Source organism: Paraburkholderia ferrariae NBRC 106233 (assembly GCF_000685035.1).
Classification (GTDB): domain Bacteria; phylum Pseudomonadota; class Gammaproteobacteria; order Burkholderiales; family Burkholderiaceae; genus Paraburkholderia; species Paraburkholderia ferrariae.
The window spans coordinates 1-26,402 of the sequence record NZ_BAYB01000024.1 but is presented as its reverse complement, the minus strand read 5'-3'; the positions used below and the strand labels follow the sequence as shown (position 1 = coordinate 26,402).

Genomic DNA, 26,402 nt, shown 5'->3' with positions numbered 1-26,402 from the left:
CGGCATCCTTGCGAATGCCGCGCTTTGGCGCGAATGGTTTAACTCTCTGCGAAGAGCGACATCACCGAATCGCCGCGGCGGATGCGCGAGAACGTTTCGGCGAGGAGTCCCGCGCTCGTGAGCGAGCGGATCTTCGCGCACGAACGCGCTTCGGCGCCGAGCGGAATCGTGTCGGTCACAACCAGCTCGTCGAGCGCGGAAGCGGCGATACGCTCGCCCGCGCCACCCGAGAGCACCGGGTGCGTAGCGTAAGCGAACACCTTCTTCGCGCCGCGCTCCTTGAGAACCTGAGCGGCCTTGCAGAGCGTGCCGGCGGTGTCGACCATGTCGTCCATGATCACGCAGGTGCGGCCTTCGACTTCGCCGATGATGTTCATCACTTCGGCGACGTTCGCCTTGGGGCGGCGTTTGTCGATGATCGCGAGATCGCAGTTGAGCTGCTTGGCGAGCGCACGGGCGCGCACCACGCCGCCGACGTCAGGCGAAACGACCAGCAGGTTCTCGTGGTTCTGCTTGCGCAGATCCCCGAGCAGCACGGGCGTTGCGTAGATGTTGTCGACGGGAATATCGAAGAAGCCCTGAATCTGGTCGGCGTGCAGATCCATCGTGATGATCCGCTCGACGCCGGCGATTTCCAGCATGTTCGCCACGACCTTGGCCGAGATGGCGACGCGCGCCGAACGCGGGCGGCGGTCCTGGCGGGCATAGCCGAAGTAGGGGATGGCTGCGGTGATCCGGCCGGCGGATGCGCGCTTGAGCGCATCGACCATGATCATCAGTTCCATCAGGTTGTCGTTGGCCGGCGCGCAGGTGGACTGCAGGACGAAGACGTCCTTGCCCCGCACGTTTTCCTGGATTTCGACCTGGATTTCACCGTCGGAGAAGCGGCTAACCATAGCCTTGCCGAGGGGAATACCGAGGATATTGACGACTTCCTGGGCAAGCGCGGGATTTGCGTTGCCAGTAAAAACCATCAGGCCGTCATGGCTGCTCATCATGCACCTGCTGCGGACTTGGGAGGGCGAGAGGAACTACAAGCGCTTCACGACGCGTTGCATCGGAACCGCTGGAATTTTTGGCAGGGGAGGAAGGACTCGAACCCTCGCATGCCGGAATCAAAATCCGGTGCCTTAACCAACTTGGCGACTCCCCTACACTTAACTTTGCGCTTCATTGAACGGATAGGGCGCTCAATGAGGCTAAAACTTATGCCGCGAAAGCGAAGAGTGGATGCGTGTCCAGACTCGAGGTCACTGCGCTGCGCCAGTTCGCTTCAGTCCTGACCGAATAATCGTGCAGTTGCGACTGCGCCGCTTCTGCTTCGGCCCGGCTGGCGAACGCTGCAAATACGCTTGCGCCCGATCCGGTCATCCGCGCCGGTGCGATGTTGTCGAACCATCCCAGCACCTGCGCTACTTCCGCGTATTTTCCTGCGACAACCGCTTGCATGTCGTTCTGGCCGAAGCTGTCTGGCCATCCCTTTTGCGCTGCTTGCTGTGCAAGAAAGACTGCTATTCTGCAAGGCTTTGTGTCCCTTGTCAACGCTTTTTCCGAGAAAATCGCGGCAGTTGGAACATGCACTTGCGGCGTCACGACCAAAAAATGACGCGGGGGCAATTGTACCGCCTCCAATGCCTCGCCGACACCCTCCGCGAAGCCATTTTTGCCGAACACGAAGAACGGTACATCGGCGCCCAGTTTCAGGGCGAGCGCCTGCAATTCGGCACGCGTCAGGTTGAGCTTCCAGAGGCGGTTGAGCGCGAGCAGCGTGGTCGCCGCATCCGAGCTGCCGCCGCCAAGACCCGCCCCCATCGGCAGGCGCTTTTCGATGTCGATCTCCACGCCTTCCCGCGTGCCCGTGTGCTGCTTGAGCAGCATTGCCGCACGGACGGTGAGGTCCTGCTCCGCCGGCACGCCTTCCACTTCGGTCGTGCGCATGATGCGGCCGTCGTTGCGCCGGTTGAAGTGCAGCGTGTCGCCCCAGTCGAGCAGTTGAAACACGGACTGCAGGTTGTGATAGCCGTCCGCGCGGCGGCCGGTGATGTGCAGGAACAGATTGAGTTTCGCGGGCGCGAGACAGTCGCGCAGCGAGTCTTGAGTTTCGGTCATGATGCGTTGGGCGCGCGGGCCGCCTGTTACTGGTCGAGCACGAGCTTGATCTGGAGCGGCGGGTCTTCGCGCGTGAGGTTCACGCGCTTGACGCCGGTGGCCGGTGCGTCGGCGTAGGCAACGTAGTCGATGGTCCAGCCATCCTGCTTGATCTGCGCGAGGCGCGACGGATCCTGCGGATCGGCCTTCGTATGCGCGCGCGAGGTCGGCGCCACCGAAGGCTGCAGCCAGTAGCGCAGGCCTTCCACCGGCAGCGCGAAGCCGAGCGCCTGCTGCATCAGCGTCGAGACATTGTCCGCGGTGAGCGGCTGGCGGTTCGGCAGTTCGAGCGTCGCCTGCGCCGGCGACGACGTGACGATCGCGAGCGTCTGCCCGAGCGGATTGAGCAGTTCCAGCGTCACCGTGGAGTCGGTCTCGCGCCAGTCGAAATTGCCGTAGGCGTTGCGCTGCTGGTCGTTCTGATCGACGTACTGCACCGCGAAGCGGCCGTGGTAGGCGCGGCTCGTCTGCGTGGTGAGCGACGTGGTGGCGTTCGCGGTGGAGGGTTGATTGACGGGGTGATGCGGCGCCGTGGCACAGCCTGCCAGTGCGAAAAGAGCGGCCGCCGCCACGCCGAGCGCCGGGCGCCGCAGAAAGCGGGCGCGATACGAAGCCGGCGAGGCGGGGCGGAAAGTCGTTCGGTTATCTGCCATCAGCAAAAATCAGCAAAAGTCAGCGAGAGTTAGCAAAGGTCGGCCAAAATCAGGGACCGGGATCAAAGATCGTTGACCTGAAAGCGCTTGAGCGTCTTCAGGAGCGTGTCGTTGTCGGGCTCGAGCTTGCGCGCTTCGCGCCAGGCTTCGCGTGCGCCGTCCTGGTCGCCGTTCTTCCACAGCACTTCGCCGAGATGTGCGCCGATTTCGGCATTCGGCTGGAGGCTGTAGGCTTTGCGCAGCAGCTTGATGGCGTCGGCGTTGTCGCCGAGGCGATACTTCACCCAGCCCACGCTGTCCATGATGAACGCGTCGTCCGGCGCGAGCGCCGAAGCCTTCTCGACTAGCTTGTCCGCTTCCTGCAGGCGCTGGTTGCGGTCTGCGAGCGAGTAGCCCAGCGCGTTGTACGCCTGCGGATTGTCGGGCTGCGTCTTCATCAGCTTGCGCAGCTGCGTTTCCATCACGTCGTAGTGGCCGGTTTTCTCGGCGGCCATGGCGTAGTCGTAGGCGAGGTCGGGATCGTCCGGGAAGTCCGAAACGGCCTTCGCGAGGCGCGCCTCCGCTTCCGGATAGCGCTTCGCGTCGAACAGGATCGCGGCGTCGGTACGGGCAATCAGCGCCTGGTCGCGCGGGTCGTCGGTCTGGATGCTCGCGAGCTGGCGGCGCGCGTCGTCAACCTTGCCTTCCTTGTCGAGCAACTGCGCGCGCGTGATCTGCGCCGGGATGTACTGCTGGCTGCTGGGGGCGATCTTGTCGAGCCACTTCTGCGCCGTGGCGTCGTCCTTCTGTTCGATGGCGAGCTGCGCGAGGTAGATGTAGCCCTGGCCCGGGTCCGCGCCCGGGGTCTTTTCCGCGAGCTGGGTGTACTGGAGCAGGGACTTCTGCGCGGCGTCGTAGTTCTTCTGCTGCACGGCGATCAGCGCGAGCGCCATCACCGGCATCAGGTCGTTCGCGTTGTCCTTGTGCAGGATCTCGAACTGCTTCTGCGCGTCGTCCAGGCGGTCGGCCGCGAGGTAGGTCTGCGCGAGCGCAAGACGCCCCTCATGCGACTTCGGGTTCTGCTGCACGTACTTTTCGATCGCGGCGATCCCTTCGCTGCGCTCTTCCGGACCCATCTGCGCGAGCATCAGCGCGGCGGGCAGGTAGTCGGGCTTGATCGTGAGCGCCTGCTCGAACGACTTGCGCGCGCCGGGCACGTCGTCGGCCAGCAACTGCTGGCGGCCGATCGCGAGCTGCGCCTCGGGACGGTTCATGTCGTCCTTGAGCAGATCCTTCAGCACGTTCAGGCCGCCCACGCGGTTCGGGCCGCGCGAGATCAACAGTTGCAGCGAGACCAGCGCGGGGCCGCGCTGGTCGGCCGGCACGCGCGCCAGTTCGCGCGCGAGCAGCGGCGCGGCGTCGTCGGGGCGGCCGGAAAGTATCAGGAGCGAGGCGTCGAGCTGCGCGGCGCGCTCCGAATCCGGCGCGTACTGCTGCCACAACTGGACCGCGTTCAGCGCGTCGGACGGGCTCTGGGCCGCGAGCGCGATCTCGGTCGCGCGCTGCGCCATGCGCGGGTCGTGCGTGTCGCGCGCGAGCGCGAGGTAGGTCTGGTAGGCGGGCGCCGGCTGGTCGCGCTGAAGCGCGATTTCCGCAGCGAGCACCTGGAAGACGATCTGGCTGTTCAGGGCGACGTCGGGCAGATCCTTCTTCTCATCGGCCGTTTCCGGGCCGAAGACATCGGGGATCGAGACGGAAGTGTCGTCGGTGTCGAGGGCCGGATCCTGCGCGTACGCGCTCGACGTGGTCAACGCCCAGGCTGCGAGCACCGCCGCGCCCAGGAGGCGGCGGGCTCCGATGCCCACGGGCAGGCGCTGCGCCACAGTGGACGGGCGCTTCGCAAACAGCTTTACGAAAGACAGTTCCATGGAATTCCGTCGAATGTTTCGGTCGATTGTAACGCGCTGGCTACAATACGCGCACAACGCGCACAAACGATTATGCAAGTTGCAGACCAACCCGGATCCGTCATCGGACCCGGGTATGACGAGGCCCTACGTTAGACATGCCAGAACTGCCAGAAGTTGAGGTCACCCGCCGGGGAATCGAGCCCTGGGTCGCCGGCCGCCGGGTCGAGCGCGTGGACGTGCGCAACCCGGCGCTGCGCTGGCCGGTGCCCGCCGCGCTCGCGCGCACGCTGCGCGGCAGGACCGTGCGCTCGGTGGGGCGGCGCGGCAAATATCTGCTCTTCGAGGTGGAGGACGGGTGGTTCATCGTCCACCTCGGCATGACGGGCACGCTACGCGTGATACGTAACATGCCGCGGCCGCCCGCCGCCGAAAAGCACGACCACATCGACTGGCTCTTCGACGACTTCACGCTGCGCTTTCGCGATCCGCGGCGCTTTGGCGCCGTGCTCTGGCATCCGCGCGAGGCGGGCGACGTGCTGGGCCATCCGCTGCTCGCAGGGCTCGGCATCGAGCCGTTCACCCCGGCTTTCGACGGCGCGCTGCTCTATCGCGAAACGCGCGGCCGCAAGGTTTCCGTCAAGCAGGCGCTGCTCGCGGGCGATATCGTCGTGGGCGTGGGCAATATTTACGCGTCGGAAAGCCTCTTTCGCGCCGGCATCCGGCCCACCACGCCGGCGGGCCGCGTCTCGCTCGCGCGCTACGAACTGCTTGCGGATGCGGTGCGCGCCGTGCTCGCTTCCGCGATCGAGAAGGGCGGCAGCACGCTGCGCGATTTCGTCGGCAGCAATGGCGAAAGCGGCTATTTCCAGCTCGAATATTTCGTTTATGACCGCGCCGGCGCGCCTTGCCGCGTGTGCGGCACGCCCATCAAGCAGATCGTGCAGGGGCAGCGGTCCACCTATTTCTGTCCGCGCTGCCAGCGCTGAACTTCCGGTTTCTCCATGTATCGATCTTCGTCCTCGTCCAGCACGCTGCCCGCCGGCACCTATCCATCGGAACTCGTCGCGAGCTTCGCGCCGCGCCTCATCGCGTGGCAGCGCGAGCACGGCCGGCATGATCTGCCGTGGCAGAACACGCGCGATGCCTACCGGATCTGGTTGTCGGAAATCATGCTCCAGCAGACGCAGGTGGGCACCGTGATTCCGTACTACGCGCACTTTCTCGATCGTTTCCCGACAGTGGAGGCGCTCGCCGCCGCGCCGCTCGACGACGTGATGGCGCTGTGGGCGGGGCTCGGCTACTACACGCGGGCGCGCAATCTGCATCGCTGCGCGCAGGTCGTTGCGCAGGAGCACGGCGGCCGGTTCCCGCAGACGGTCGATGGGCTTGCCGGGTTGCCCGGCATCGGCCGCTCGACGGCGGCGGCGATTGCGTCGTTTGCCTTCGGCGCGCGCGAGACGATACTCGACGGCAACGTGAAACGCGTGCTCGCTCGCGTGTTCGGCGTAGAGGGTTTTCCGGGCGAAAAGCGTGTGGAAAACGGCATGTGGACGCTTGCCGAATCGATCGTTCCCGGCGCGGGCGCAAGCGACGCGGACGTGAGCGCCTATACGCAGGGGCTCATGGATCTGGGTGCCACGCTATGCGGGCGCGGCAAGCCGGATTGCGCGCGCTGTCCGTTCGCCGTGGACTGCGTGGCGAACACGACGGGGCGCCAGCGCGAACTGCCCGCGGCGCGTCCGAAAAAGGCCGTGCCGACGCGCCGCACGTGGATGCTCGTGCTGCTCGACGGCGACGCCGTGATGCTGGAGAAGCGGCCGCCCACGGGCATCTGGGGCGGCCTGTGGAGCCTGCCGGAAGCCGCCGACGAAACGGCGGTCGCCGAGCGCGCACAATCTTTCGGCGCGGCGGGCGAGGTCTCGCCGCTGGCGCCGTTCTCGCATACGTTCACGCACTTCAAGCTCGATATCGAGCCGCGCGTGATCGAACTCGCGCGCGGGGCGAAGGCGGGGGCATCGGCCATCGAACTCGGCGACGGGCAGACGGCCTGGGTGCCGTTGCGCGAGATCGACGCGTTTGGCGTGCCTGCGCCGGTGCGCAAACTGCTGGACGGCTTGCGCGGCTCGCTGATCTGAGTGAGGCTCGCGCCTCAGCGCAAGGCCGGGCGTATCGGAGCCATCGGAGTCAGAGCAACTGATGCTGCTGCATGTAGTGATGCACGACGTCGATACGCGCGCCGGCGTCGGGCAACTCCATGAGCTTCTGGCGCGCGCGCAGCGGAATCGGCAGCACTTCGGCCAGGCGGTTGGAGACCCACGAAGGGTCGTCGAAGCGGAACGGCTCCGCGAACGGCACGCTTGCCGGGTCGCGTTCGCGGATCGTCGCAATGATGCGTTCGAGCACCTCTGCACACGCGCCGCAGCGCGCAAGCTGCTCGGTGCCTTCGAGCGGGATATCTTCGGGCAGCGGTTCGGCCATGCCGACGATCAGGCCGTCGCTCTCGACCCGGTACGAAAGCAGCCGGAAGCGCTGCGTGCCGTGCGCGCGGATCAGCAGCATGCCGAACGATTCGGCGTCGCACTGCTCGATCCGGGCGAGGCAGCCGATGCTCTCGGGCACCGAAGGCTCGTCGGGCTGCGCCACCTCGCCGCCGCTCTTGAGCATGCACACGCCGAACGGCGTCTTCTCTCGCAGACAGCGGCTGACCATGTCCAGGTAACGCGCTTCGAAGATCTTCAGCGGCAACAGGCCGCCGGGAAAGAGCACCGTATGCAGCGGGAAGAGCGGCAGATCGGCAAGCACGGCAGGGGACGAGGACATGGCGCAACGCTTTCGGTTAAGGCCGCGCGTGCGCGGCCGGTTAGGCGATCAGCCGGGACGACTCTCCAACGTCGAGGGGCGCGTCGCGGTGGCGCACGATGACGTTCGTTTGGCCCGCGAAGCGCGTGGCCAGCGTCTGGGCAATGAAGACCGAGCGATGCTGGCCGCCGGTGCAGCCGATCGCGACGGTGAGATAGCTGCGGTTGTCCGCACGGAAATGCGGCAGCCACTTCGCGACGAACGCATAGATGTCGTCGATCATTTCGTGCACGGCCGGCTGCGCGCGCAGGAAGTCGATCACCGGCTGATCGAGGCCCGTGAGCGGACGCAGGCGGCTGTCGTAGTGCGGATTGGGCAGCGTGCGGACGTCGAACACGAGGTCCGCGTCGAGCGGCACGCCGCGCTTGAAACCGAACGATTCGAAGGTGAGCATGAGCGAGCCGCGCTCGCCCTCGACAAAAGCCTTCACCCACGCGCGCAGCGCATTGGCGCTGAGGTTGCTCGTATCGACCTGATGACCGAACTCGGCGAGATTCGAGACGAGTTCGCGCTCGTGCTCGATGGCCTCTTCGAGCGACTTCAGCATGCCGACATTGGCGTCGTGCGCGGCCGAGCCCGACAGCGGGTGGCGGCGGCGCGTTTCCGAGAAGCGCTGGATCAGCGACTGCGTGCTCGCGTTGAGGAACAGCACGCGCACGTCGTGCTCGCGCGCGAGGTCGCGGATCATCTGCGGCATGTCCTCGAACGACGAACTCGAACGCGCGTCGATAGCAACCGCAAGGCGGTCGTAGCCGTCTTCGGCGAGATATTCGGCGAGTTGCGGCAGAAAGCGCGGAGGCAGATTGTCGACGCAGAAATAGCCGACGTCTTCAAGCGCGGTCAACGCGACCGACTTGCCGGAACCCGAGATACCGGTGATCAGGATGATACGCATGGAAAAGTCGATGAACCCGATTGGGTCATCATAGCATCGGACCCGGGCTCCCGCGATGACACGCCGGGCGCTCCAACGCACCGCCAGGGCCCACGCCAGAAGCGTGCCCGGCGGCCCGCGGCCGCCGGTATCAGATCAGCTTGCCGGGGAACTGGCTGTCCGGGTCCTGCATGGCGAGGCGCTGGCGGTCCATGAAGTCGCGCAGCGTATCGATGCCGCGCAGTTGCAGGATCGTGTTGCGCACGGCGGCCTCCACCAGCACGGCGAGGTTGCGGCCCGCCGCCACCTGGATCGTGACCTTGCTGATGGGCAGCCCCAGCACGTCCACCGTCTGGCTTTCCAGCGGCAGGCGCTGGAATTCGCCGTCCGGGCGGCGCACGAGCTGCACGATGAGCTTGAGCTTCATCTTCCGGCGCACGGCGGTTTCACCGAAGATCGTCTTGATGTCGAGAAGGCCGAGGCCGCGCACTTCCAGCAGGTTCTGCAGCAGCGGCGGGCAGCGGCCTTCGACGAAATCGGGGCCGAGGCGTACGAAATCCACGGCGTCGTCGGCCACGAGGCCGTGGCCGCGGCTGATCAGTTCGAGGCCCAGTTCGCTCTTGCCGAGGCCCGAGTCGCCGGTGAGCAGCACGCCCATGCCGAGGATGTCGAGGAACACGCCGTGCAGCGTGGCGCGGGGCGCCAGGATGCGCGACATGTAAAGGCGCAGGCTGTCGATGACGGTCGCCGCCGACATGGGCGTGGTGAAGAGCGGCGTGGACGAGCGCGTGCAGCGCAGGACGAGTTCGGGCGGCGCGGTCATGCCGTCCGCGACCACGAGGAAGGGCGGTTCGAGGGCGATCAGCTCGGCCATGTGGCGCGAGCGGTCTTCGTCGGTCTGGCGCTGGTAGTAGTGGATTTCGGCGTCGCCGAGCACCTGGATGCGGTTCGGGTGGATCAGGTTCAGGTGGCCGACCAGGTCGGCGCTCGCCGTGGCCGTTGCCACCGTCTCGGCCGAAAAGCCGCGCTCCCAGCCTTCGTGCCCCGTCAGCCAGCTGAGCTTCAGCGTGGTGGCGTTGTCGTCGAAGATACTTTGGGCGTTGATGCTGGACGTGTCCATGAGTCGGTGACTCCGCGAAGACTCGGGTTTAGGGCCGCGACGGTTCGAACCGGGCGCCGCCGCGTGGGCCCGGCGCCGCTTGCTCGCCGCTTTCGGCGGCGCGTTACATCAAGGTTGCCACTGGGTGAGCAGGCGATGCAACGTTTCGCGGTCCTGTTCCGTGTGGAGGCGCTCGCGCGTCTCGCGATCCGACAGTAGTTGCGCGATCTCGGACAGGATTTCAAGGTGCTGCTGCGTGGCCTGTTCGGGCACGAGCAGGAAGATGAGAAGCGAGACGGGCTGGCCGTCCGGGGCTTCGAAGGCGATGGGCTCCGCGAGGCGCACGAAGGCGGCGAGCGGCTGCTTCAAGCCCTTGATGCGGCCGTGCGGAATGGCAACGCCTTCGCCGAGGCCGGTGGAACCGAGGCGCTCGCGCGCGAACAGATTGTCGGTAACGGTGCTGCGGGCGATGCCGTTCTGGTTTTCGAAGATCAGGCCAGCTTGTTCGAAGACGCGCTTCTTGCTGGTGACGGACAGGCCGAGGACGACGTTCTCGATGGGAAGTATTTTGGCTAAACGATTCATGTTGGCAGGCGAAAACGTGGCCTGAATGCTCCTCACCCCGGCAGAAAAGCGCGAAACCCGACACACGCTGCTGCACGCCCCGATGGCGCGCGGCTCTCGCGGCGAAGCCGGTGCCGGGACCGTGGGGACGTCACGCCCCGAAAACGACTGGACCATTATAGAACAAGCGTACGGACCGATGGTGCGATGCGCCATGCATAGTGCAACCGCTCATGCCCGGTTGCACCAGACCGGATCGTTCGATGTCCTCTACTCATGAAAAAGCCGCCCGTGCGGGGCGGCTTGTCTCTGGGGCCGGATCTTCAGCGGCCATTCGGGTGACTGGCCGCTCTTGCGGGGATCCTGCCGTGGTTCATTGCGCAGGGATCACTGCGGCGGGATTTCAAGCGGCGGAGCGCTCTGATACTTCAGCGACTCATGCTGGTGGCCCTGCACGCGATCCTTGTGGCGCACGACCTGGCGATCGAGCTTGTCGACCACGAGATCGATGGCGGCGTACATGTCGCCGTTCGCGCTCTCCACGAAAATATCCTTGCCCTTCAGATGAAGGTTCACTTCAACCTTCTGTCTCCTATCCTTTTCCTTGTAGTTGTCGACCGAGAGGACCACATTGCCATCGATTACCTGATCGAAATGTCTTAGCACCCTGTCCAGCTTGGTGATCACGTATTCTCGCAACGCTGGCGTTACTTCGAGATGGTGTCCACTGATCTTCAAGTTCATAGTGCTTCTCCAGGCTAATAGCCGCCTGACGCGTCATGCGCGGCGATGCCGGTCGACTGGTGGGACCGCGTGAGGCTTCCCCGAAAAGGCCTGCGCGACGGACTACCTCGGCCGGCCATCGCCGCCAGAACTGGCGCCGCGGCCGGAAAGTGCCCATGCCGGAGCAAACCGGCAACAGGCTAAAGAGACTTGCGCAGATTGACTGCCGGGATCTTCAATGCCTCGCGGTATTTCGCGACGGTGCGCCGCGCGACCACGAAACCTTGTTCCGCCAGCAGTTCGGCTATGCGGCTGTCTGAAAGAGGAGATTTGGTGTTCTCGGCTCCTATCAGTTGCTTGATGAGTGCGCGAATGGCGGTTGATGACGCCGCGCCCCCGGTGTCGGTTGATACGTGCGATCCGAAGAAGTACTTAAATTCAAGTGTCCCGAATGGAGTCAGCATGTATTTACCGGTTGTCACACGCGAGACAGTTGATTCGTGTAGGCCCAGCGTATCAGCAATCTCCCTCAAAACCAAGGGGCGCATGGCGATTTCGCCATGTGCGAAAAAGTTCTTCTGCCGCTCGACGATCGCCTGCGCAACGCGCAGGATCGTTTCGAAGCGCTGCTGGATGTTCTTGATGAGCCAGCGCGCTTCCTGCAACTGCTGACGCAGCGAACCGCTGCCCGGGTCGCCCCGGTTGTTGCGCAGGATGTTCGCGTAGAGATGGTTGATGCGCAGCTTCGGCACCACCTCCGGGTTCAGTTCCGCGTGCCAGTTCTGGCCCGCTTTCTTGACGATGATGTCCGGCACCACGTAATCCGCTTCGGCCTTGCCGTAGGCGGCGCCCGGAAACGGCTCCAGCGAGCGGATCAGCGCATGCGCTTCGCGCAGTTCGTCGTCGCCGGTCTTCAGTTGCTTGCGCAACCGCGTGAAATCGCGTGCGGCGAGCAGTTCCAGATGGTTCGACACGATCTCGAGCGCGAGCGTTCGCGTGGGCGACGATTCGACGCGCAGCAACTGGAGCTTGAGGCATTCCGATGCGGAGCGCGCGCCCACGCCTGCGGGGTCGAAGCTGTGCAGCAGCGCGAGTGCGGCGTTCAGTTCGTCGCCGTCGACTTCGAGTTCGTCCGGGATATCGGCAAGAATTTCCTCGCACGTGGCGCTCAGATAGCCGTCGTCGTCGAGCGATTCGATGAGAAACGTGATGAGCGCGCGATCGCGCGGGCTTGCCTGGGTCACGCGCAACTGCGCCATCAGGTGGTCGCGCAGCGTGGTGGTGGATTCGTGGATCTGCAGCGGGGGCAGGTCGTCGTCGTCGGAGGCGCCCCCGGGGCGGCCGTAGTCGTCGAGGTTCCACTGGCTCGCGTCGCCGTTGGCGTCGGACGCGAGGCCGTTGTATTCGTCCACGCCCTGCGGCTCGCCGTCACCGTTCTCGCCGCCGTTCGAGGAGGACGCGGAAGACGTGGACGGACCCGACATCGTCTCGCCGCCGGAAGCCGGCGGCTGCGCGATCAGCGAGCCGTCGGCGGCCACGCGCAGGGGGCTCGCGATCCAGTCGTCGTCGTTTTCGAGCAGGGGGTTCTGCGAGATCGCCGTCGCCACTTCCTGCTGCAGTTCGAGCGTCGACAACTGAAGCAGCCGGATGGACTGCTGCAGTTGCGGGGTCAGCGCAAGATGCTGCGAGAGGCGGAGTTGGAGGCTGGCTTTCATGGCAGTGTGCGATTCATTGTAAAGAGTTTGCCACGCCCGCGATACCACGCAACCTTCACGAAAATACGCGTGCCACGCAATGGTGTGGCCCTCAAACGGGCGGGCAGCCCGGCGCTGGGGATCGGCGCGAAAGCGGCCTCTGCGGGAGGAGGCCGGGCAGGCACACGGCGCGTTTTGTGCACCGTTCGGCGCACATCGCGGCCTTTTGGGCGTGGTTGCGGCCTGGGAATGCGACAGCGGGAAGCTGGGGAAGGGCGGCGCGCGAAGCATGCCGCCGGACAGGTCGGCAAGCTGTAAGGCGAGCCGAGTCGGGTAGCGTACTGGCGCGGCGACACTGCCGCCGCGCCAGTACGCCGCCCGGTGCGTCTTACATGCGGAAATGTTCGCCGAGATAGACGCGGCGCACGCTTTCGTTCTCGATGATGTCGCTGGGCGCGCCGGCGGCGAGCACCGTGCCGTCGCTGATGATGTACGCGTGATCGCAGATGCCGAGCGTTTCGCGCACGTTGTGGTCCGTAATCAGCACGCCGATGTTGCGCTGCTTCAGGAACTTCACGATCTTCTGGATTTCCAGCACGGCGATCGGGTCCACGCCCGCGAACGGTTCGTCGAGCAGGATGAAGCTCGGATCGGTGGCGAGCGCCCGGGCGATTTCCACGCGGCGGCGCTCGCCGCCCGAGAGCGAGAGGGCCGGATTTTCGCGCAGGTGGGCGATCTGCAGTTCGTCGAGGAGGGCTTCGGCGCGCTCGGTGATCACGTCTTTCGAGAGCCGCTTGCCGTGCATGTCCACCTGCAGTTCGAGCACGGCGCGGATGTTCTCTTCGACGGTGAGCTTACGGAACACCGACGCTTCCTGCGGCAGATACGACAGGCCGAGCGAGGCGCGCTTGTGGATCGGCAGCAGGCTGATGGACTGGCCGTCGAGGTCGATCTCGCCCGCGTCGAGCGGCACGAGGCCGACGATCATGTAGAACGACGTGGTCTTGCCGGCGCCGTTCGGCCCGAGCAGCCCGACCACTTCGCCGCTTTTCACGTCGAGCGACACATCTTTGACGACCGTGCGCGAGCCGTAGCGCTTCTTGAGATTGCGCACGACGAGCGAGCTGGTCTTGCCGGCCAGTTGCCGGCCGTGGCTTTGCGGAGCAGTCACGGTATTCATTGCTGCGGCGTCCCCTGCAACGTGGCCGAAGGCACCAGCGTGGCCGAGGCGCCCGTAAGCGGCTGGGCGCCGCCGTTGCGCGGCGAGAGCGTGGCGCGCACGCGTCCCGTGGGGTTGCCCGGGCCTGCCACGTCCTTGCCGGACTTCGCCGTATAGAAGTCGTTCTGGCCGTCGTAGGTGATGACGCTGCCGTGCACCGTGTCCATGATGGTGGACAGGCCCTGCAGGCGGTGCACCGTGGCGCGCGTGGTGAGCGTGGTGAGGTCCTGCTTGCCGTCGTAGTCGATGCGCTCGGCCGTGCCTTCCACGTATTCGTCCACGCCTTCGCGCTTCTGGCGGAAATAGGCGAGATTCGCGTCGGGCGTGCCCGGCGCCACCGTGCCGGTGGCGTACTGGTAGCCCTGCGGATCCTGGGTCACGACCACCTTGTCGGCCTTGATCAGGATCGTGCCCTTCGTGGCGACCACGTGGCCGGTGAAGACGGTCTCCTGCTTGAGATCGTCATACGTCATGTTGTCCGCTTCGATGTTGAGCGGCTTGTCCTTGTCGGCGCGCTCGGCATGCGCGGCGGGCGAGAAGCCTGCGAGCGGCAGCGCCGCGGCGAGCACGGCCAGCGCGCCGAACACGGCACGGCGCACGCGCGCGGCACGGTGTGCGCGCAGGACGCCGGACGGAGGACGGGGAAGCGATTCGTTCATGCAATCGTGCCTTGGGTGGACGGCCCGGCGTTCAGGACGCGCCGCCGGAGTCAGCCGGGGCGATCGCGCCACGGACGTTGCCGTAGAGCTGGATGACCCGGGTGACGTTGTTGTAGTTCATGCCGTTGGTGGCCGTCATGACCGACTGGCCGCGACGAAGTTTAACCGGCTTTTCGGTCAGGATCACATCGTCGTTCACGAGCACGCGGAAATGTTCGGAATCGGCCTGCATTTCCGGGTCGCCGTCGCCGGCGGCGCGCAGGATGCGCGCGTTATCGTAGAGATTGACGATCGAAGCGTCGCTGTTCACGGTGCCGCGCAGGCCCGTGGCCGTGACGATCGGCTTGCCGGGCTGGAATGCGCGCACGGCCGGCAGGGTCAGGTCGCTGTTCTCGTCGTCCTCGTAGTGAACCATGTGCGTCGCGGTCAGGCGGTACTGCGTCGCGCCGGACTGGTCGAGTTCGGACACCGAGAAGTTGTCGGCGAAATAGTCGGGCGTATGGGTGAGCGGGCGCGGCGCCTCTTCCTTCTCGTGCGGCTTGACGGCCTGCAGCAGCCACCACGTGAAGAGCGCGAGCGCCGCCACGCACACGAGCGGCACGAGCGAGGTGAGACGGAACTTCTCCCCGTTCATCGCGGCTCCGCAGCGTGCGGCGCGCAGGCCGCCGCGAGCAGGGCGTCGTAGCGGTTCTGCGCGCGCAGGATCAGGTCGGCGGCTTCGCGCACCGCGCCGAAGCCGCCGCGCGCGCCGGCAACCCAGTGGGCGCGCTTGAGCACTTCGGGGTGCGAGTTGGCCGGTGCCGCCGCGAAGCCGCACTGAAGCATGACCGCGAGGTCGGGCCAGTCGTCGCCCATATAGCCGCACTGGTCGGGCGTCATGCCGGTTGCGGCGAGCAGTTCCGCGAAGGCCACGCGCTTGTCCTCCGCGCCCTGGTACAGGTGCGTGATGCGCAGTTCCTTCGCCCGTACCGCCACGATCTCCGAGCGCCGGCCCGTGATGATGGCCGTGTCGATGCCGGCTTCGCGCAGGAGCTTTGCGCCGTGGCCGTCGAGCGAGTTGAACGCCTTCATGGTGTCGCCGGCGCCGGTGAACAGCAGGCCGCCGTCGGTCAGCACGCCGTCGACGTCGAAAATCATCAGACGCACGCGCGCGGCGCGCGCCGTGGCGTCGGGTTCCGGGGTAGCGGCCATCAGATCACCTTCTTCGAAAACAGGTCGTGCATGTTGAGCGCGCCGATCAGCTTGCCCGCTGCATCGACGACCAGCATCTGATTGATGCGATGGCGCTCCATCAGTTCCACGGCTTCGACCGCCAGGTGATCGGGACCGATCGTGCGCGGGCCGCGCGTCATGACCGAAGCGATCGGCAGGTCGCGGAAGTCGCCCGCGCGCTCCAGCACGCGGCGCAGGTCGCCGTCGGTGAAGATGCCCGTCACGCGGCTGTCCTTGTCGACGATCGCCGTCATGCCCATGCGCTTGGCCGTGAGCTGGAAAAGGGCTTCGCGCAGCGTGGCGTCTTCGCGCACGAGCGGCATCTGCTCGCCCGTGCGCATCACGTCGTGCACGTAGGTGAGCAGGCGCCGGCCGAGCGCGCCGCCCGGGTGCGAGCGCGCGAAGTCGTCGGCGCCGAAGCCGCGTGCGTCGAGCACGGCGAGCGCGAGGGCGTCGCCGAGCGCGAGCGCCGCCGTCGTGCTGGCCGTCGGCGCGAGGTTGAGCGGGCAGGCTTCCTTTTCCACGCCGGCGTAGAGGTGCACGTCGGCGAGCTGGCCGAGCGTGGAGCCGGGGCGGCCCGTCATGGCGACGAGCTTCGCGCCGATGCGCTTCACGAGCGGCAGGATCGCCACGAGCTCTTCCGATTCGCCGGAGTTCGAGAGGGCCACGAACACGTCTTCGGCGGTGACCATGCCGAGGTCGCCGTGACTGGCTTCGGCGGGGTGGACGAAGAAGGCCGGGGTGCCCGTGGACGCCAGCGTGGCGGCGAGCTTGCGGGCAATGTGGCCCGATTTGCCGATGCCGGACACGACCACGCGGCCGCGGCAGCCAAGGATAAGATCGACTGCGCCGACGAAGCTGTCGTCGAGCCGGTCGCGAAGCCCGCGCACGGCGTCAGCTTCGATGTCGAGCACGTCGCGAGCGAGCTTGAGCGCCCGGTCGCCATTGATTTTCGCTATCATTCGCGGAGTATAGCAAAGGCGTCTGATCGCCGCGCCGCCAGGCCCGTGTGGCAAGCCTCTGGCAAGCCCCGGGCGGCCGTGCCGCCGGACGCCTCGCGCCGCCGCAGCGCCAACCTCGCCGTGCTCCCTCGCAGCACTTCCTTTTAGTCCCGCTTTGCGCCGATCATGGACCGGGCCGGCGCAAGGCCCGATGCACCCCGGGCAGCCGCTGCCCGACAAGCCAGGCTGCATGCGCCACGCACGAGGACGTTTCACACGATGATCTCCCCGCTGGAAATGACGTTGTTCCTGCTGCTCGCCTCGGTGGTCGGCGTCGTGCTGTTCCGTTACCTGAACCTGCCGCCGATGCTGGGCTATCTGAGCGTGGGCATCCTCGTCGGCCCGCGCTCGCTCGGCATCGTGCCGGACACGCATGGCGCGCAGAATCTGGCCGAGTTCGGCGTGGTGTTCCTGATGTTCTCGATCGGCCTCGAGTTCTCGCTCTCGAAGCTGCGCGCCATGCGCCATGCGGTATTCGGGCTCGGGCTTTCGCAGGTGCTCGGGACCATTGCCGTCGCGCTGCTCGTCGGGCTCTCGCTCGAACACTGGGTGCATATCACCTGGCAGGCGTGCGTGGCGCTGGGCGGCGCGCTCGCCATGTCGTCCACGGCCATCGTCAGCAAGATGCTGGCGGAGCGGCTCGAGATCGAGTCCGGGCATGGGCGCAACATCCTCGGCGTGCTGCTGTTCCAGGACCTGGCCGTCGTGCCGCTCCTCATCGTGATCGCCGCGTTCGGCGGCGATTCGAAGTCGCTCGTGGAGGCGCTCGGCCTTGCGGGCCTGAAGATCGTGTTCGCGCTCGGGCTGCTGCTCTTCGTCGGGCAGAAGTTCATGACGCGCTGGTTCAACGTGGTCGCGCGGCGCCGCTCGCAGGAGCTGTTCGTGCTGAACGTGCTGCTCGTCACGCTCGGCGCCGCGTTCATCACCGACAAGTTCGGTTTGTCGCTCGCGCTCGGCGCCTTCATCGCGGGCATGCTGATCGCCGAAACGCCGTACAGGCATCAGGTGGAAGAGGACATCAAGCCGTTTCGCGACGTGCTGCTGGGCCTCTTCTTCGTGACGACGGGCATGCTGCTCAATCCGCACGTGATCTGGCAGCACCCGCTGATGGTGCTGGCGTTCCTCGTCGGCCCGCTCGTGCTGAAGGCCGTCATGATCACGGCGCTCGCGCGCCTGTTCGGCGCCTCGCCGGGCGTGGCCATGCGCACGGGCCTCGGGCTCGCGCAGGCGGGCGAATTCGGCTTCGTGCTGCTCAATCTGATTCTGGACAAGCACCTGGTCGATCCCACGCTCCTGCAGGCGATCCTCGCCGCCATGCTGCTTTCGATGCTTGCCGCGCCGTTCCTGATCCAGAACGCCGACCGCATCGTGCTGCGCCTTTCCTCGACCGAGTGGATGCAGCAGTCGCTCATGATGACGCGCATCGCCACGCAGAGCATCAAGCAGAGCGGCCACGTGATCATCTGCGGCTATGGCCGCGCCGGGCAGAACCTCGCGCGCATGCTCGAATACGAGGGGCTTTCGTACGTGGCGCTCGACCTCGACCCCGACCGCGTGGCGGCGGCCGCGGCGGCGGGCGAGTCGGTGGTGTTCGGCGACGCGGCGCGGCGCGAGTCGCTGGTCGCCGCCGGCATCCACCGCGCAGCGGCCGTGGCGATCACCTACGCGAACACGCCCTCGGCCTTTCGCGTGCTGCACCATGTCCACGAGCTCGAACCCACGCTGCCCGTGATCGTGCGCACGGTGGACGACGCCGATCTCGAACGGCTGCTGGAAGCCGGCGCGACCGAGGTGATTCCGGAGATCGTGGAGGGCAGCCTGATGCTCGCCTCGCACATGCTGGTGCTGATGGGCGTGCCGATGCGGCGCGTGGTACGGCGCGTGGAGGAACTGCGCGACGAACGCTACAGTCTGCTGCGCGGCTACTTCCACGGCACCGACGATGTGGGCGAGGACGGCCACGAGCAGGTGCGGCTACAATCCGTACCGGTTGACGAGCGCGCCGATGCCGTGGGACGCACGCTGGCCGAGCTGGGGCTGGCCGATATCGGCGTGGAGGTCACGGCGATCCGCCGGCACGGGATTCGCGGCGTGGAGCCGGACCCTTCGACCAGGTTGCGCGAGAACGACATCGTCGTGCTGCGCGGGCTGCCCGAGCAACTGGCCGAGGCCGAGGAACGGCTTTCGCGGCACCGCAAGGCGGGCGCGGGTGCATCGGCACTCTGAGCGAGCGGCGTGGCCGTGCGCGGGGGCTATCTGGCCCCTGAATCGTTTTCCCCTGTTCCGTATTCCTGATGCAACCCGGAGAAATCATGTCCAACGCACCTGCGAACGCGCCCGTCGAAGCCGCGCAGTTCGTGAAGAATCTGATCCGCACGGTGCCCGACTGGCCGCAGCCGGGGGTGCAGTTCCGCGACATTACGCCGCTCATCGGCGACGCGAAGGGCCTGCGGGTGCTGATCGACCTGTTCGTCGAGCGCTACGTGGACGCGAAGCTCGACTGCATCGCGGGCCTCGACGCGCGCGGTTTCATCATCGGACCGATCGTGGCGTACGAGCTGGGCGTGGGCTTCATTCCGATCCGCAAGATCGGCAAGCTGCCGTACAAGACCGTTTCCGAGACCTACACGCTCGAATACGGCACCGCGACCGTCGAGATTCACGAGGACGCGTGCGGCAAGGGCGACCGCGTCGTGATCGTGGACGACCTGATCGCCACCGGCGGCACCATGCTGGCGGGCAAGCTCCTGCTGGAGCGCCTCGGCGCGACCGTGGTGGAAGGCGCGGCGATCATCGATCTGCCGGACCTGGGCGGCTCGAAGCTGCTCGCCGATGCGGGGCTGTCGCTCTTCGCCGTGACTTCTTTCGGCGGTCACTGATTGCGGCCACTATTGCGGCCACTATTGCGGCCACTATTTCGGCCACTGAGCGCGACCACCCGTCGTACGGTTGTTCACCGCGGACCTTGATTCCATGCCCAATTTCGCCCTCTTTCTCGCGACCTCGATCGCCATCACCTTCGCGCCCGGCCCCGACAACCTCCAGGTGCTCGCGCGTGGCATCTCGCAGGGCCGCGCTGCCGGACTCGTCGCCGCGCTCGGCTTTGCCGCCGGCATCACGTTCCACACCACGCTCGCCGCGCTCGGCATTGCCGCCGTGCTGCGCTCGTCGCCGGTGGCGTTCCAGATCCTCAAGCTCGCGGGTGCCGCGTACCTGATCTGGATCGGCGTGAAGGCGCTGTGCAGCCAGGGCCTCGCCACGGCCGGCGACCGCCCGCGCCAGCCGCTTTCCACGGTGTTCCGCCAGAGCGTGCTCGGCAACGTCATGAACCCGAAGGTCACGCTCTTTTTTGTGGTGTTCCTGCCGCAGTTCGTCGATCCGCACGGCGCGCAGGCCGTGACGCTGCAGATGCTCGAACTGGGCCTTCTGTTCATGCTGCAGACCGTGGTGGTGTTCTCGATTTTCGGCCTGTGCGCGGGCACCATCGGCGGCTGGCTCAAGCGGCGGCCGCGCGCGGGCGTGTGGCTCGACCGCCTCGCGGGCGTCACTTTCATTGCCATCGGCATTCGCGTCGCGCTGCGCGACTGAACCGCGGGAGCGTTGCGATGACCTTGCCCTGTATCAGCGCCGCGCGCCGCTTCGACGTGCGCGCCCATCTGCCGTTCTGGATCGGCGGCGAGCGGGTTGGCTGGATTCGCGTGGCCGACGCCGTGCTGCTCGCGCGCTGGCCCGACGTGTTCGAGATCGACGGCGCGCGCGTGAGCCTGTCCGCGAAATTCGACACGGCGACCGCGCGCAGCGCGGCGCTGGGCGCCGTGATCGGCGCGCTGGCCGCCGAGGGCCGCATTCCGGGCTGGCGCGACGAGACCTACGCGATCCGCAACGCCTTCGACGCGCCGCCGCTCGCCTGGATCGAGCGCGCCGCCTCGCGCTTTTTCGGCACCATGACGTACGCGGTGCATCTGAACGGCGTCGTAGAATATGGCGGCCCGGCATCCGGGTCGGGCCGGGCGCCGCAGTTGTGGATCGCCCGCCGCAGCGAGACCAAGGCCACCGATCCCGGCATGCTCGACAACGTCGTGGCGGGCGGCATCGGCTGGGGCTTCGGGGTCGAGGCCACGATCGTCAAGGAGTGCTGGGAAGAGGCGGGCATCGACGAGGCCATTGCCTCGCTCGCCACGCCGGGCCGCACGGCCCACGTGCTGCAGTCTTTGCCCGAGGGCACCCAGGCCGAGCAGATCTTCATCTACGATCTCGCGCTGCCCGAGGATTTCGTGCCGCACAACCAGGACGGCGAAGTGGGCGAGCACCGTCTCGCACGCATCGACGAAGCCGCGCGCTGGATCGAGGAAGGCGCCATGACCGTCGATGCGAGCCTCGCGACGCTCGACTGCCTCTTGCGCCGCCGCTGGATAGACGAGGAGGCGTGCGAGGGCATTGCCGCGATCTTCGAACCGCCGACGCTGTGAAAGGGCTCGGTTTTACTCAGGCTCAGCCCTGTTGAAGCACCAGGAAGGGAGTTACCCAGGTCATGTCGACCGATCACAGCTTTATTCTGAAACTGTCGTGCGCCGATAGGCCCGGCATCGTCCACGCCGTCTCGGGCTTTCTGTTCGAGCGCGGCAGCAACATTCTGGACTCGGCGCAGTTCGGCGACAGCCATACCGGCGAGTTCTTCATGCGCGTGCACTTCCAGCAAGTGGGCGGCGACCTGGGCCTCGCGGGCCTGCGCGATGCGTTCGCGCCGCTCGCGCAGGAGTTCGGCATGCGCTGGGAGCTGCACGATGCGAACGTGAAGCCGCGCGTCGTCATCATGGTTTCGAAGATCGGCCACTGCCTGAACGACCTGCTGTTCCGCTACGGCACGGGCCAGCTCGCCATCGAGATTCCGGCGATCATTTCGAATCACAAGGACTTCTATCAGCTCGCGGCGAGCTACAACATTCCGTTCCATCACTTCCCGCTGCTCAACGCCACCGACGACGGCAAGGCCGCGCAGGAAGCGCGCGTGCTGGAAGTGGTGGAGAACGAGCGCGCCGACCTCGTGGTGCTCGCGCGCTACATGCAGATTCTTTCGCCGCAGCTGTGCGACACGCTGGCGGGCCGTGCGATCAACATCCATCACTCGTTCCTGCCGAGCTTCAAGGGCGCGAAGCCGTACTACCAGGCGTTCGACCGCGGCGTGAAGCTGATTGGCGCGACCGCGCACTACGTGACGAGCCATCTGGACGAAGGCCCGATCATCGAGCAGGAAGTCGAGCGCGTGGATCACAGCATGACGCCGGACCAGCTCACGGCCATCGGCCGCGACGTGGAATGCGTGACGCTCGCGCGCGCGGTGAAGTGGCATACCGAGCACCGCATCGTGCTCAACGGCAGCAAGACGGTGGTGTTCCGTTAAGCATTCATGAAGCGCATATGAGGCGCACATGAAGCGCTCTGGCATAAAAAAGCCGGCTGCCCGTAAAAGGGAGCCGGCTTTTTACCTGGCGCGCGACGAAGCGTTCAAACGAGCCGCAGGTAGATCAGCTCGCGCTTGATATACGCGTAGAAGATCGGCGCGGCGATCACGCCCTGCAGGCCGAACGCGGCTTCCATCACGAGCATCGCCACGAGCAGCTCCCACGTGCGCGCCTCGATCTGGCCGCCGACAATGCGCGCGTTCAGGAAGTACTCGAGCTTGTGGATCACGATCAGGAACACGAGTGCGGTGACGGCGGCGGGCAGGCTCACGGTCAGCGCGATTGCGACGATCAGCGTGTTCGAGATCAGGTTGCCGATCACGGGCAGGAGGCCCACCACGAAGGTCACCACCACGAGCATCTTCGCAAGCGGCAGCGGTGCGTGAAAGAGCGGCAGCGCGATCAGCAGGAAGAGGCCCGTGAACACTGTGTTGATGGCCGAAATCTTCACCTGCGCGAATACGATGCGGCGGAACGCGTCGGCAAAACGCGCGACGCGCGTGACGAACGCGGTGGAAAGCGGCAGGCGCTGCGCATTCTTCTGCGCACCGATGGCGATGATGGCGCCGATGATCATGCCGATCACGATATGGCCGAAGATGCGCGCGGCGTTCTTGCCGCCCTGCTGAAGCTGGTTGGCGTGCTCGTGCATGAGCGCGAACGCCTTGAGCTTCATCTGGTCGACGTCCACCGGAAGATAGGCGGCCACCGCCTCGGGAATGCGCCCGCGCGCCTGATCGACGAACGCCATCATCTGCGCCATGACCTTCTGTACGCTCGGCACGTCGTCCTCGAAGTGCTCGATGACGCCGACCGTGAGGCCCGACAGCACGCCCACGATCAGAATGGACACCAGCACCACCGCCGCCCAGCGCGCCCGCTGGCTCGACATGCGCCGCTCGATGAGCGGCGAGATCGTGTGGACGAGCTGGAAGACCAGCATGCCCGCGAGCAGCGCGCCCAGCAGGTTCAGCTGCAGCACGGCCCACATGCCGGCAACGGCCGCGATGTAGCTGCCGATCTCGACGGCCGAGAGCTTCGGCAGGCTCATGTCGCTCGTCAGCCTGACCGGACGCGGCCTGAGGTCGCGCACCTGCTTGTCGTCGGTGGCTTCGTTGCGCTTGACCATAATTCGGAATACCCGTTTTCGGACCCGGGGGAACGCCAGGCTCCCCCATCGATTGACTGCCTCGTTCTTGCTGCCCGCGCGCGGGTTGTGGCGATGTTGCCGCCGGCTTTCGCGCGTTCCCCCGGGCAGTCCTGCTTGTGCGTCTTCTGTGCTGCTTGTGGGCCCTGGCTTGCGCCGCGGCCCCGTGCCTTACTGCCCCGCCGAAGCCGCCACGGCATCCTGCTGGCGCTTGAGCAGCGGCGCCAGATAGCGGCCCGTGAAGCTCGCCTTCGACTTCGCCACCTGCTCGGGCGTGCCCTGGGCGACGATCTGGCCGCCGCCGGCACCGCCCTCGGGGCCCATGTCCACCACCCAGTCGGCGGTTTTGATGACATCGAGATTATGCTCGATGATCACCACCGTGTTGCCCTGGTCGCGAAGCCGGTGGATCACCTCCAGCAGCAGCGCGATGTCGTGGAAATGCAGGCCCGTGGTCGGCTCGTCGAGTATATACAGCGTTCGGCCGGTGTCGCGCTTGGACAGCTCCAGCGAGAGCTTCACGCGCTGCGCCTCGCCGCCCGAGAGCGTGGTGGCCGACTGCCCCAGCCGGATGTAGCCGAGACCCACGTCCAGCAGCGTTTTCAGCTTGCGCGCCACCACCGGCACCGCCTTGAAGAACTCGTAGGCGGCTTCCACCGTCAGGTCGAGCACTTCGCTGATGTTCTTGCCCTTGTATTGCACCTCCAGCGTTTCGCGGTTGTAGCGCTTGCCGTGGCAGACGTCGCAGGGCACGTAGACGTCGGGCAGGAAGTGCATCTCCACCTTCAGCATGCCGTCGCCCTGGCAGGTCTCGCAGCGGCCGCCCTTCACGTTGAACGAGAAGCGGCCCGACTCGTAGCCGCGTTCCTTGGCCGTCGGCACGCCCGCGAACAGCTCGCGGATCGGCGTGAAAAGGCCCGTGTAGGTGGCCGGGTTCGAGCGCGGCGTGCGGCCGATGGGCGACTGGTCGACGTTGATGACCTTGTCGAAGTGCTCCATGCCCTCGATCGCCTCGAACGGCGCCGGCTCGGCCGACGAACCGTACAGGTGCTGCGCGACCGCGTGGTAGAGCGTGTCGTTGATGAGCGTCGATTTGCCCGAGCCCGACACGCCCGTCACGCAGGTGAGCAGCCCCACCGGCAGGTCGAGGGTCACGCGCTTGAGGTTGTTGCCGTAGGCCTCGACGATGCGCAGGTGCCGCTCGTCGGGCTCCTTGCGCTCGTCGGGGTACTCGATGCGGCGCGCGCCGCTCAGGTACTGGCCCGTCATCGAGGCGGGATCGCTTTCCACCTCGCCCGGCGTGCCTTGCGCAATCACCATGCCGCCGTGCTCGCCGGCGCCCGGCCCCATGTCCACGACGTAGTCGGCCATGCGGATCATGTCCTCGTCGTGCTCGACGACGATCACCGAGTTGCCGAGGTCGCGCAGGTGCTTGAGCGTGGAAATGAGGCGGTCGTTGTCGCGCTGGTGCAGGCCGATGGAGGGCTCGTCGAGCACGTACATCACGCCCGTGAGCCCCGAGCCGATCTGCGAGGCGAGCCGGATGCGCTGCGCTTCGCCGCCCGAGAGCGTTTCGGCGCTGCGTTCGAGCGAGAGGTAGTCGAGGCCCACGTTGTTCAGGAACATGAGGCGCGCAACGATTTCCTTGACCACCTTGTCGGCGATCTCGCGCTTGGCGCCTTCGAGCCGCAGCGTCTGGAAGTAGCCGAGCGCGTCGCGCAGCGGCCAGCCGCTCACCTCGTAGATGGCGCGTGCCATGTCGCCCGAACCGATGCGCACGAAACGGGCTTCGCGGCGCAGGCGGGTGCCGTCGCAATGCGGGCAGGGCTGGTTGTTCTGATACTTCGCGAGCTCCTCGCGCACGGCCACCGAATCGGTTTCGCGGTAGCGGCGTTCGAGGTTCGGGATGATGCCTTCGAACACGTGCTCGCGGATCGACGTGCGGCCGCGCTCGTTGATGTACGAAAACGGGATCTGCTGCTTGCCCGAGCCGTAGAGCAGGATCTTGCGCACCTTCTCGGGCAGGTCCTCGAACGCGACGTCGATGTCGAACTCGTAGAACGCCGCGAGGCTTTGCAGCATCTGGAAGTAGAACTGGTTGCGCCGGTCCCAGCCCTTCACCGCGCCGGCGGCGAGCGAGAGGGAGGGGTGCGCCACCACGCGCTTCGGGTCGAAGAACGTGATCTGGCCGAGGCCGTCGCACTCGGGGCACGCGCCCATCGGGTTGTTGAACGAGAAGAGGCGCGGTTCGAGCTCCGGAATCGAGTACGAGCAGATCGGGCAGGCGAACTTCGAGCTGAAGAGGTGCTCCCTGGCCGTGTCCATTTCCAGCGCGATCGCGCGGCCGTCGGCGAGGCGCAGCGCCGTTTCGAACGATTCGGCGAGGCGCTGCTTCATGTCGGGGCGCACCTTCAGGCGGTCCACCACCACGTCGATGGTGTGGCGCTCGCTCTTCTTGAGCTTGGGCAGCGCGTCGACCTCGTAGATCTTCGCCTCGCCTTCGTTGGCCGTGCCGCCGCCCGAGCGCACGCGAAAGCGCACGAAACCCTGGGCCTGCATGTCGTCGAAGAGTTCGGCGTGCTCGCCCTTGCGGTCGGTGACCACGGGCGCGAGGATCATGAGCCGCGTTTCCTCGGGCAGGGCGAGCGCGGCGTCCACCATCTGCGAAACGCTCTGGGCCTGCAGCGGAATTTCGTGGTCGGGGCAGTAGGGCGTACCCACGCGTGCGTACAAAAGACGCAGGTAGTCGTGGATTTCCGTGACCGTGCCGACCGTGGAGCGCGGATTGTGCGAGGTCGCCTTCTGCTCGATGGAAATTGCCGGTGACAGACCCTCGATCAGATCGACGTCGGGCTTCTCCATCAGCTGCAGGAACTGGCGCGCGTACGCGGAGAGGCTCTCCACGTAGCGCCGCTGGCCTTCCGCGTAAAGGGTGTCGAACGCCAGCGACGACTTGCCCGAGCCGGAGAGGCCGGTGATCACCACGAGCTTGTGGCGCGGCAGGTCCAGGTTGACGTTCTTCAGGTTGTGGGTTCGGGCCCCACGGATACGGATTTGTTCCATGAACCTGCGGGAGAAAGGGAAACCAAACCTGCTACTATAACGACTTTTCCAGACCGCCGTTACAGCTTGCTGACGGTCTTCGGCGGGCAGCGGCGGCCCCATCAGAACACATTCCCCGATGTCCAATCCGTCCGCC

The 26,402-nt window shown here is 66.2% G+C and carries 24 protein-coding genes and 1 tRNA gene; 7 read left to right on the top strand and 18 right to left on the bottom strand.

The genetic code is table 11. From position 1 onward, the window contains the following. Positions 1 to 38: 38 nt before the first annotated feature. From BFE01S_RS23925 to BFE01S_RS23905, 5 genes are all read right to left on the bottom strand, one after another. Positions 39 to 995 carry a ribose-phosphate pyrophosphokinase gene (locus BFE01S_RS23925; RefSeq protein ID WP_028227682.1) on the bottom strand — a complete coding sequence of 319 codons (957 nt, stop codon included), beginning with the start codon at positions 993 to 995 and terminating at the stop codon, positions 39 to 41. Between the two features lie 81 nt (positions 996 to 1,076). Continuing rightward, a tRNA-Gln gene (locus BFE01S_RS23920) sits at positions 1,077 to 1,153 on the bottom strand. A 53-nt stretch (positions 1,154 to 1,206) separates the two neighbouring features. Then, positions 1,207 to 2,109 (bottom strand): 4-(cytidine 5'-diphospho)-2-C-methyl-D-erythritol kinase, encoded by a 903-nt coding sequence (gene ispE, locus BFE01S_RS23915; protein WP_028227681.1) that lies wholly within the window; start codon positions 2,107 to 2,109, stop codon positions 1,207 to 1,209. Between the two features lie 26 nt (positions 2,110 to 2,135). Further along, entirely contained in the window at positions 2,136 to 2,801 is a 666-nt protein-coding gene (lolB, locus tag BFE01S_RS23910) for a lipoprotein insertase outer membrane protein LolB (protein ID WP_084170120.1), read from the bottom strand. 62 nt (positions 2,802 to 2,863) lie between these two features. Continuing rightward, entirely contained in the window at positions 2,864 to 4,708 is a 1,845-nt protein-coding gene (locus tag BFE01S_RS23905; RefSeq protein WP_028227679.1) for a tetratricopeptide repeat protein, read from the bottom strand. Between the two features lie 137 nt (positions 4,709 to 4,845). On the opposite strand from BFE01S_RS23905, the gene mutM reads away from it, so the two are divergent. Together mutM and mutY are read left to right on the top strand one after the other, a co-directional pair. Then, positions 4,846 to 5,676, top strand: a complete 831-nt coding sequence (mutM, locus tag BFE01S_RS23900; protein WP_028227678.1) for a bifunctional DNA-formamidopyrimidine glycosylase/DNA-(apurinic or apyrimidinic site) lyase — start codon at positions 4,846 to 4,848, stop codon at positions 5,674 to 5,676. Positions 5,677 to 5,691: 15 nt separating this feature from the next. Then, entirely contained in the window at positions 5,692 to 6,825 is a 1,134-nt protein-coding gene (gene mutY / locus BFE01S_RS23895; protein ID WP_028227677.1) for an A/G-specific adenine glycosylase, read from the top strand. A 49-nt stretch (positions 6,826 to 6,874) separates the two neighbouring features. Here mutY and BFE01S_RS23890 read toward each other — a convergent pair whose 3' ends face one another. From BFE01S_RS23890 to kdsD, 11 genes are all read right to left on the bottom strand, one after another. Continuing rightward, the gene (locus tag BFE01S_RS23890; RefSeq protein ID WP_028227676.1) at positions 6,875 to 7,510 is read right to left on the bottom strand and encodes an LON peptidase substrate-binding domain-containing protein; all 636 of its coding nucleotides are present in this window, start codon (positions 7,508 to 7,510) and stop codon (positions 6,875 to 6,877) included. A gap of 40 nt (positions 7,511 to 7,550) precedes the next feature. Further along, positions 7,551 to 8,444 carry an RNase adapter RapZ gene (rapZ, locus tag BFE01S_RS23885; protein WP_028227675.1) on the bottom strand — a complete coding sequence of 298 codons (894 nt, stop codon included), beginning with the start codon at positions 8,442 to 8,444 and terminating at the stop codon, positions 7,551 to 7,553. Positions 8,445 to 8,574: 130 nt separating this feature from the next. Continuing rightward, a complete protein-coding gene (hprK, locus tag BFE01S_RS23880; protein WP_027795920.1) occupies positions 8,575 to 9,543 on the bottom strand; it encodes an HPr(Ser) kinase/phosphatase in 969 nt (322 codons plus the stop codon). A gap of 108 nt (positions 9,544 to 9,651) precedes the next feature. Further along, entirely contained in the window at positions 9,652 to 10,107 is a 456-nt protein-coding gene (ptsN, locus tag BFE01S_RS23875) for a PTS IIA-like nitrogen regulatory protein PtsN (RefSeq protein ID WP_028227674.1), read from the bottom strand. A gap of 366 nt (positions 10,108 to 10,473) precedes the next feature. Beyond that, positions 10,474 to 10,830 (bottom strand): ribosome hibernation-promoting factor, HPF/YfiA family, encoded by a 357-nt coding sequence (gene hpf, locus BFE01S_RS23870; RefSeq protein WP_028227673.1) that lies wholly within the window; start codon positions 10,828 to 10,830, stop codon positions 10,474 to 10,476. Between the two features lie 179 nt (positions 10,831 to 11,009). Further along, entirely contained in the window at positions 11,010 to 12,524 is a 1,515-nt protein-coding gene (locus tag BFE01S_RS23865; RefSeq protein ID WP_028227672.1) for an RNA polymerase factor sigma-54, read from the bottom strand. Positions 12,525 to 12,891: 367 nt separating this feature from the next. Beyond that, positions 12,892 to 13,683 carry an LPS export ABC transporter ATP-binding protein gene (lptB, locus tag BFE01S_RS23860; RefSeq protein WP_028227671.1) on the bottom strand — a complete coding sequence of 264 codons (792 nt, stop codon included), beginning with the start codon at positions 13,681 to 13,683 and terminating at the stop codon, positions 12,892 to 12,894. Continuing rightward, positions 13,680 to 14,381 (bottom strand): lipopolysaccharide transport periplasmic protein LptA, encoded by a 702-nt coding sequence (gene lptA, locus BFE01S_RS23855; protein WP_028227670.1) that lies wholly within the window; start codon positions 14,379 to 14,381, stop codon positions 13,680 to 13,682. Before lptA ends, lptB begins: the two co-directional genes overlap by 4 nt. 31 nt (positions 14,382 to 14,412) lie before the next feature. Further along, positions 14,413 to 15,015, bottom strand: coding sequence for an LPS export ABC transporter periplasmic protein LptC (gene lptC / locus BFE01S_RS23850; protein WP_028227669.1), 603 nt, complete (start codon positions 15,013 to 15,015; stop codon positions 14,413 to 14,415). After that, the gene (locus tag BFE01S_RS23845; RefSeq protein ID WP_028227668.1) at positions 15,012 to 15,572 is read right to left on the bottom strand and encodes a KdsC family phosphatase; all 561 of its coding nucleotides are present in this window, start codon (positions 15,570 to 15,572) and stop codon (positions 15,012 to 15,014) included. Before BFE01S_RS23845 ends, lptC begins: the two co-directional genes overlap by 4 nt. Beyond that, a complete protein-coding gene (gene kdsD, locus BFE01S_RS23840) occupies positions 15,572 to 16,555 on the bottom strand; it encodes an arabinose 5-phosphate isomerase KdsD (protein WP_028227667.1) in 984 nt (327 codons plus the stop codon). The genes BFE01S_RS23845 and kdsD overlap by 1 nt, the downstream gene beginning before the upstream one ends. A 258-nt stretch (positions 16,556 to 16,813) precedes the next feature. Between kdsD and BFE01S_RS23835 the strand changes: the two genes are divergently transcribed. The 5 genes from BFE01S_RS23835 to purU all read left to right on the top strand — a co-directional run bounded on the left by BFE01S_RS23835 (position 16,814) and on the right by purU (position 21,995). Then, positions 16,814 to 18,820 (top strand): monovalent cation:proton antiporter family protein, encoded by a 2,007-nt coding sequence (locus tag BFE01S_RS23835; RefSeq protein WP_028227666.1) that lies wholly within the window; start codon positions 16,814 to 16,816, stop codon positions 18,818 to 18,820. 86 nt (positions 18,821 to 18,906) lie between these two features. Then, positions 18,907 to 19,473: an adenine phosphoribosyltransferase gene (locus BFE01S_RS23830; RefSeq protein WP_028227665.1), complete on the top strand. Its 567-nt coding sequence runs from the start codon at positions 18,907 to 18,909 to the stop codon at positions 19,471 to 19,473. 94 nt (positions 19,474 to 19,567) lie between these two features. Beyond that, entirely contained in the window at positions 19,568 to 20,182 is a 615-nt protein-coding gene (locus BFE01S_RS23825) for a LysE family translocator (protein WP_028227664.1), read from the top strand. Positions 20,183 to 20,199: 17 nt separating this feature from the next. Continuing rightward, on the top strand, positions 20,200 to 21,063 hold the full coding sequence (locus BFE01S_RS23820) for an NUDIX hydrolase (protein WP_028227663.1): 864 nt from the start codon (positions 20,200 to 20,202) through the stop codon (positions 21,061 to 21,063). 62 nt (positions 21,064 to 21,125) lie between these two features. Next, a complete protein-coding gene (gene purU, locus BFE01S_RS23815) occupies positions 21,126 to 21,995 on the top strand; it encodes a formyltetrahydrofolate deformylase (RefSeq protein ID WP_028227662.1) in 870 nt (289 codons plus the stop codon). A 104-nt stretch (positions 21,996 to 22,099) separates the two neighbouring features. Here purU and BFE01S_RS23810 read toward each other — a convergent pair whose 3' ends face one another. Both BFE01S_RS23810 and uvrA read right to left on the bottom strand, forming a co-directional pair. Further along, on the bottom strand, positions 22,100 to 23,185 hold the full coding sequence (locus tag BFE01S_RS23810; protein WP_028227661.1) for an AI-2E family transporter: 1,086 nt from the start codon (positions 23,183 to 23,185) through the stop codon (positions 22,100 to 22,102). Between the two features lie 189 nt (positions 23,186 to 23,374). Then, positions 23,375 to 26,266, bottom strand: coding sequence for an excinuclease ABC subunit UvrA (gene uvrA, locus BFE01S_RS23805; protein WP_028227660.1), 2,892 nt, complete (start codon positions 26,264 to 26,266; stop codon positions 23,375 to 23,377). Positions 26,267 to 26,402: the final 136 nt, after the last annotated feature.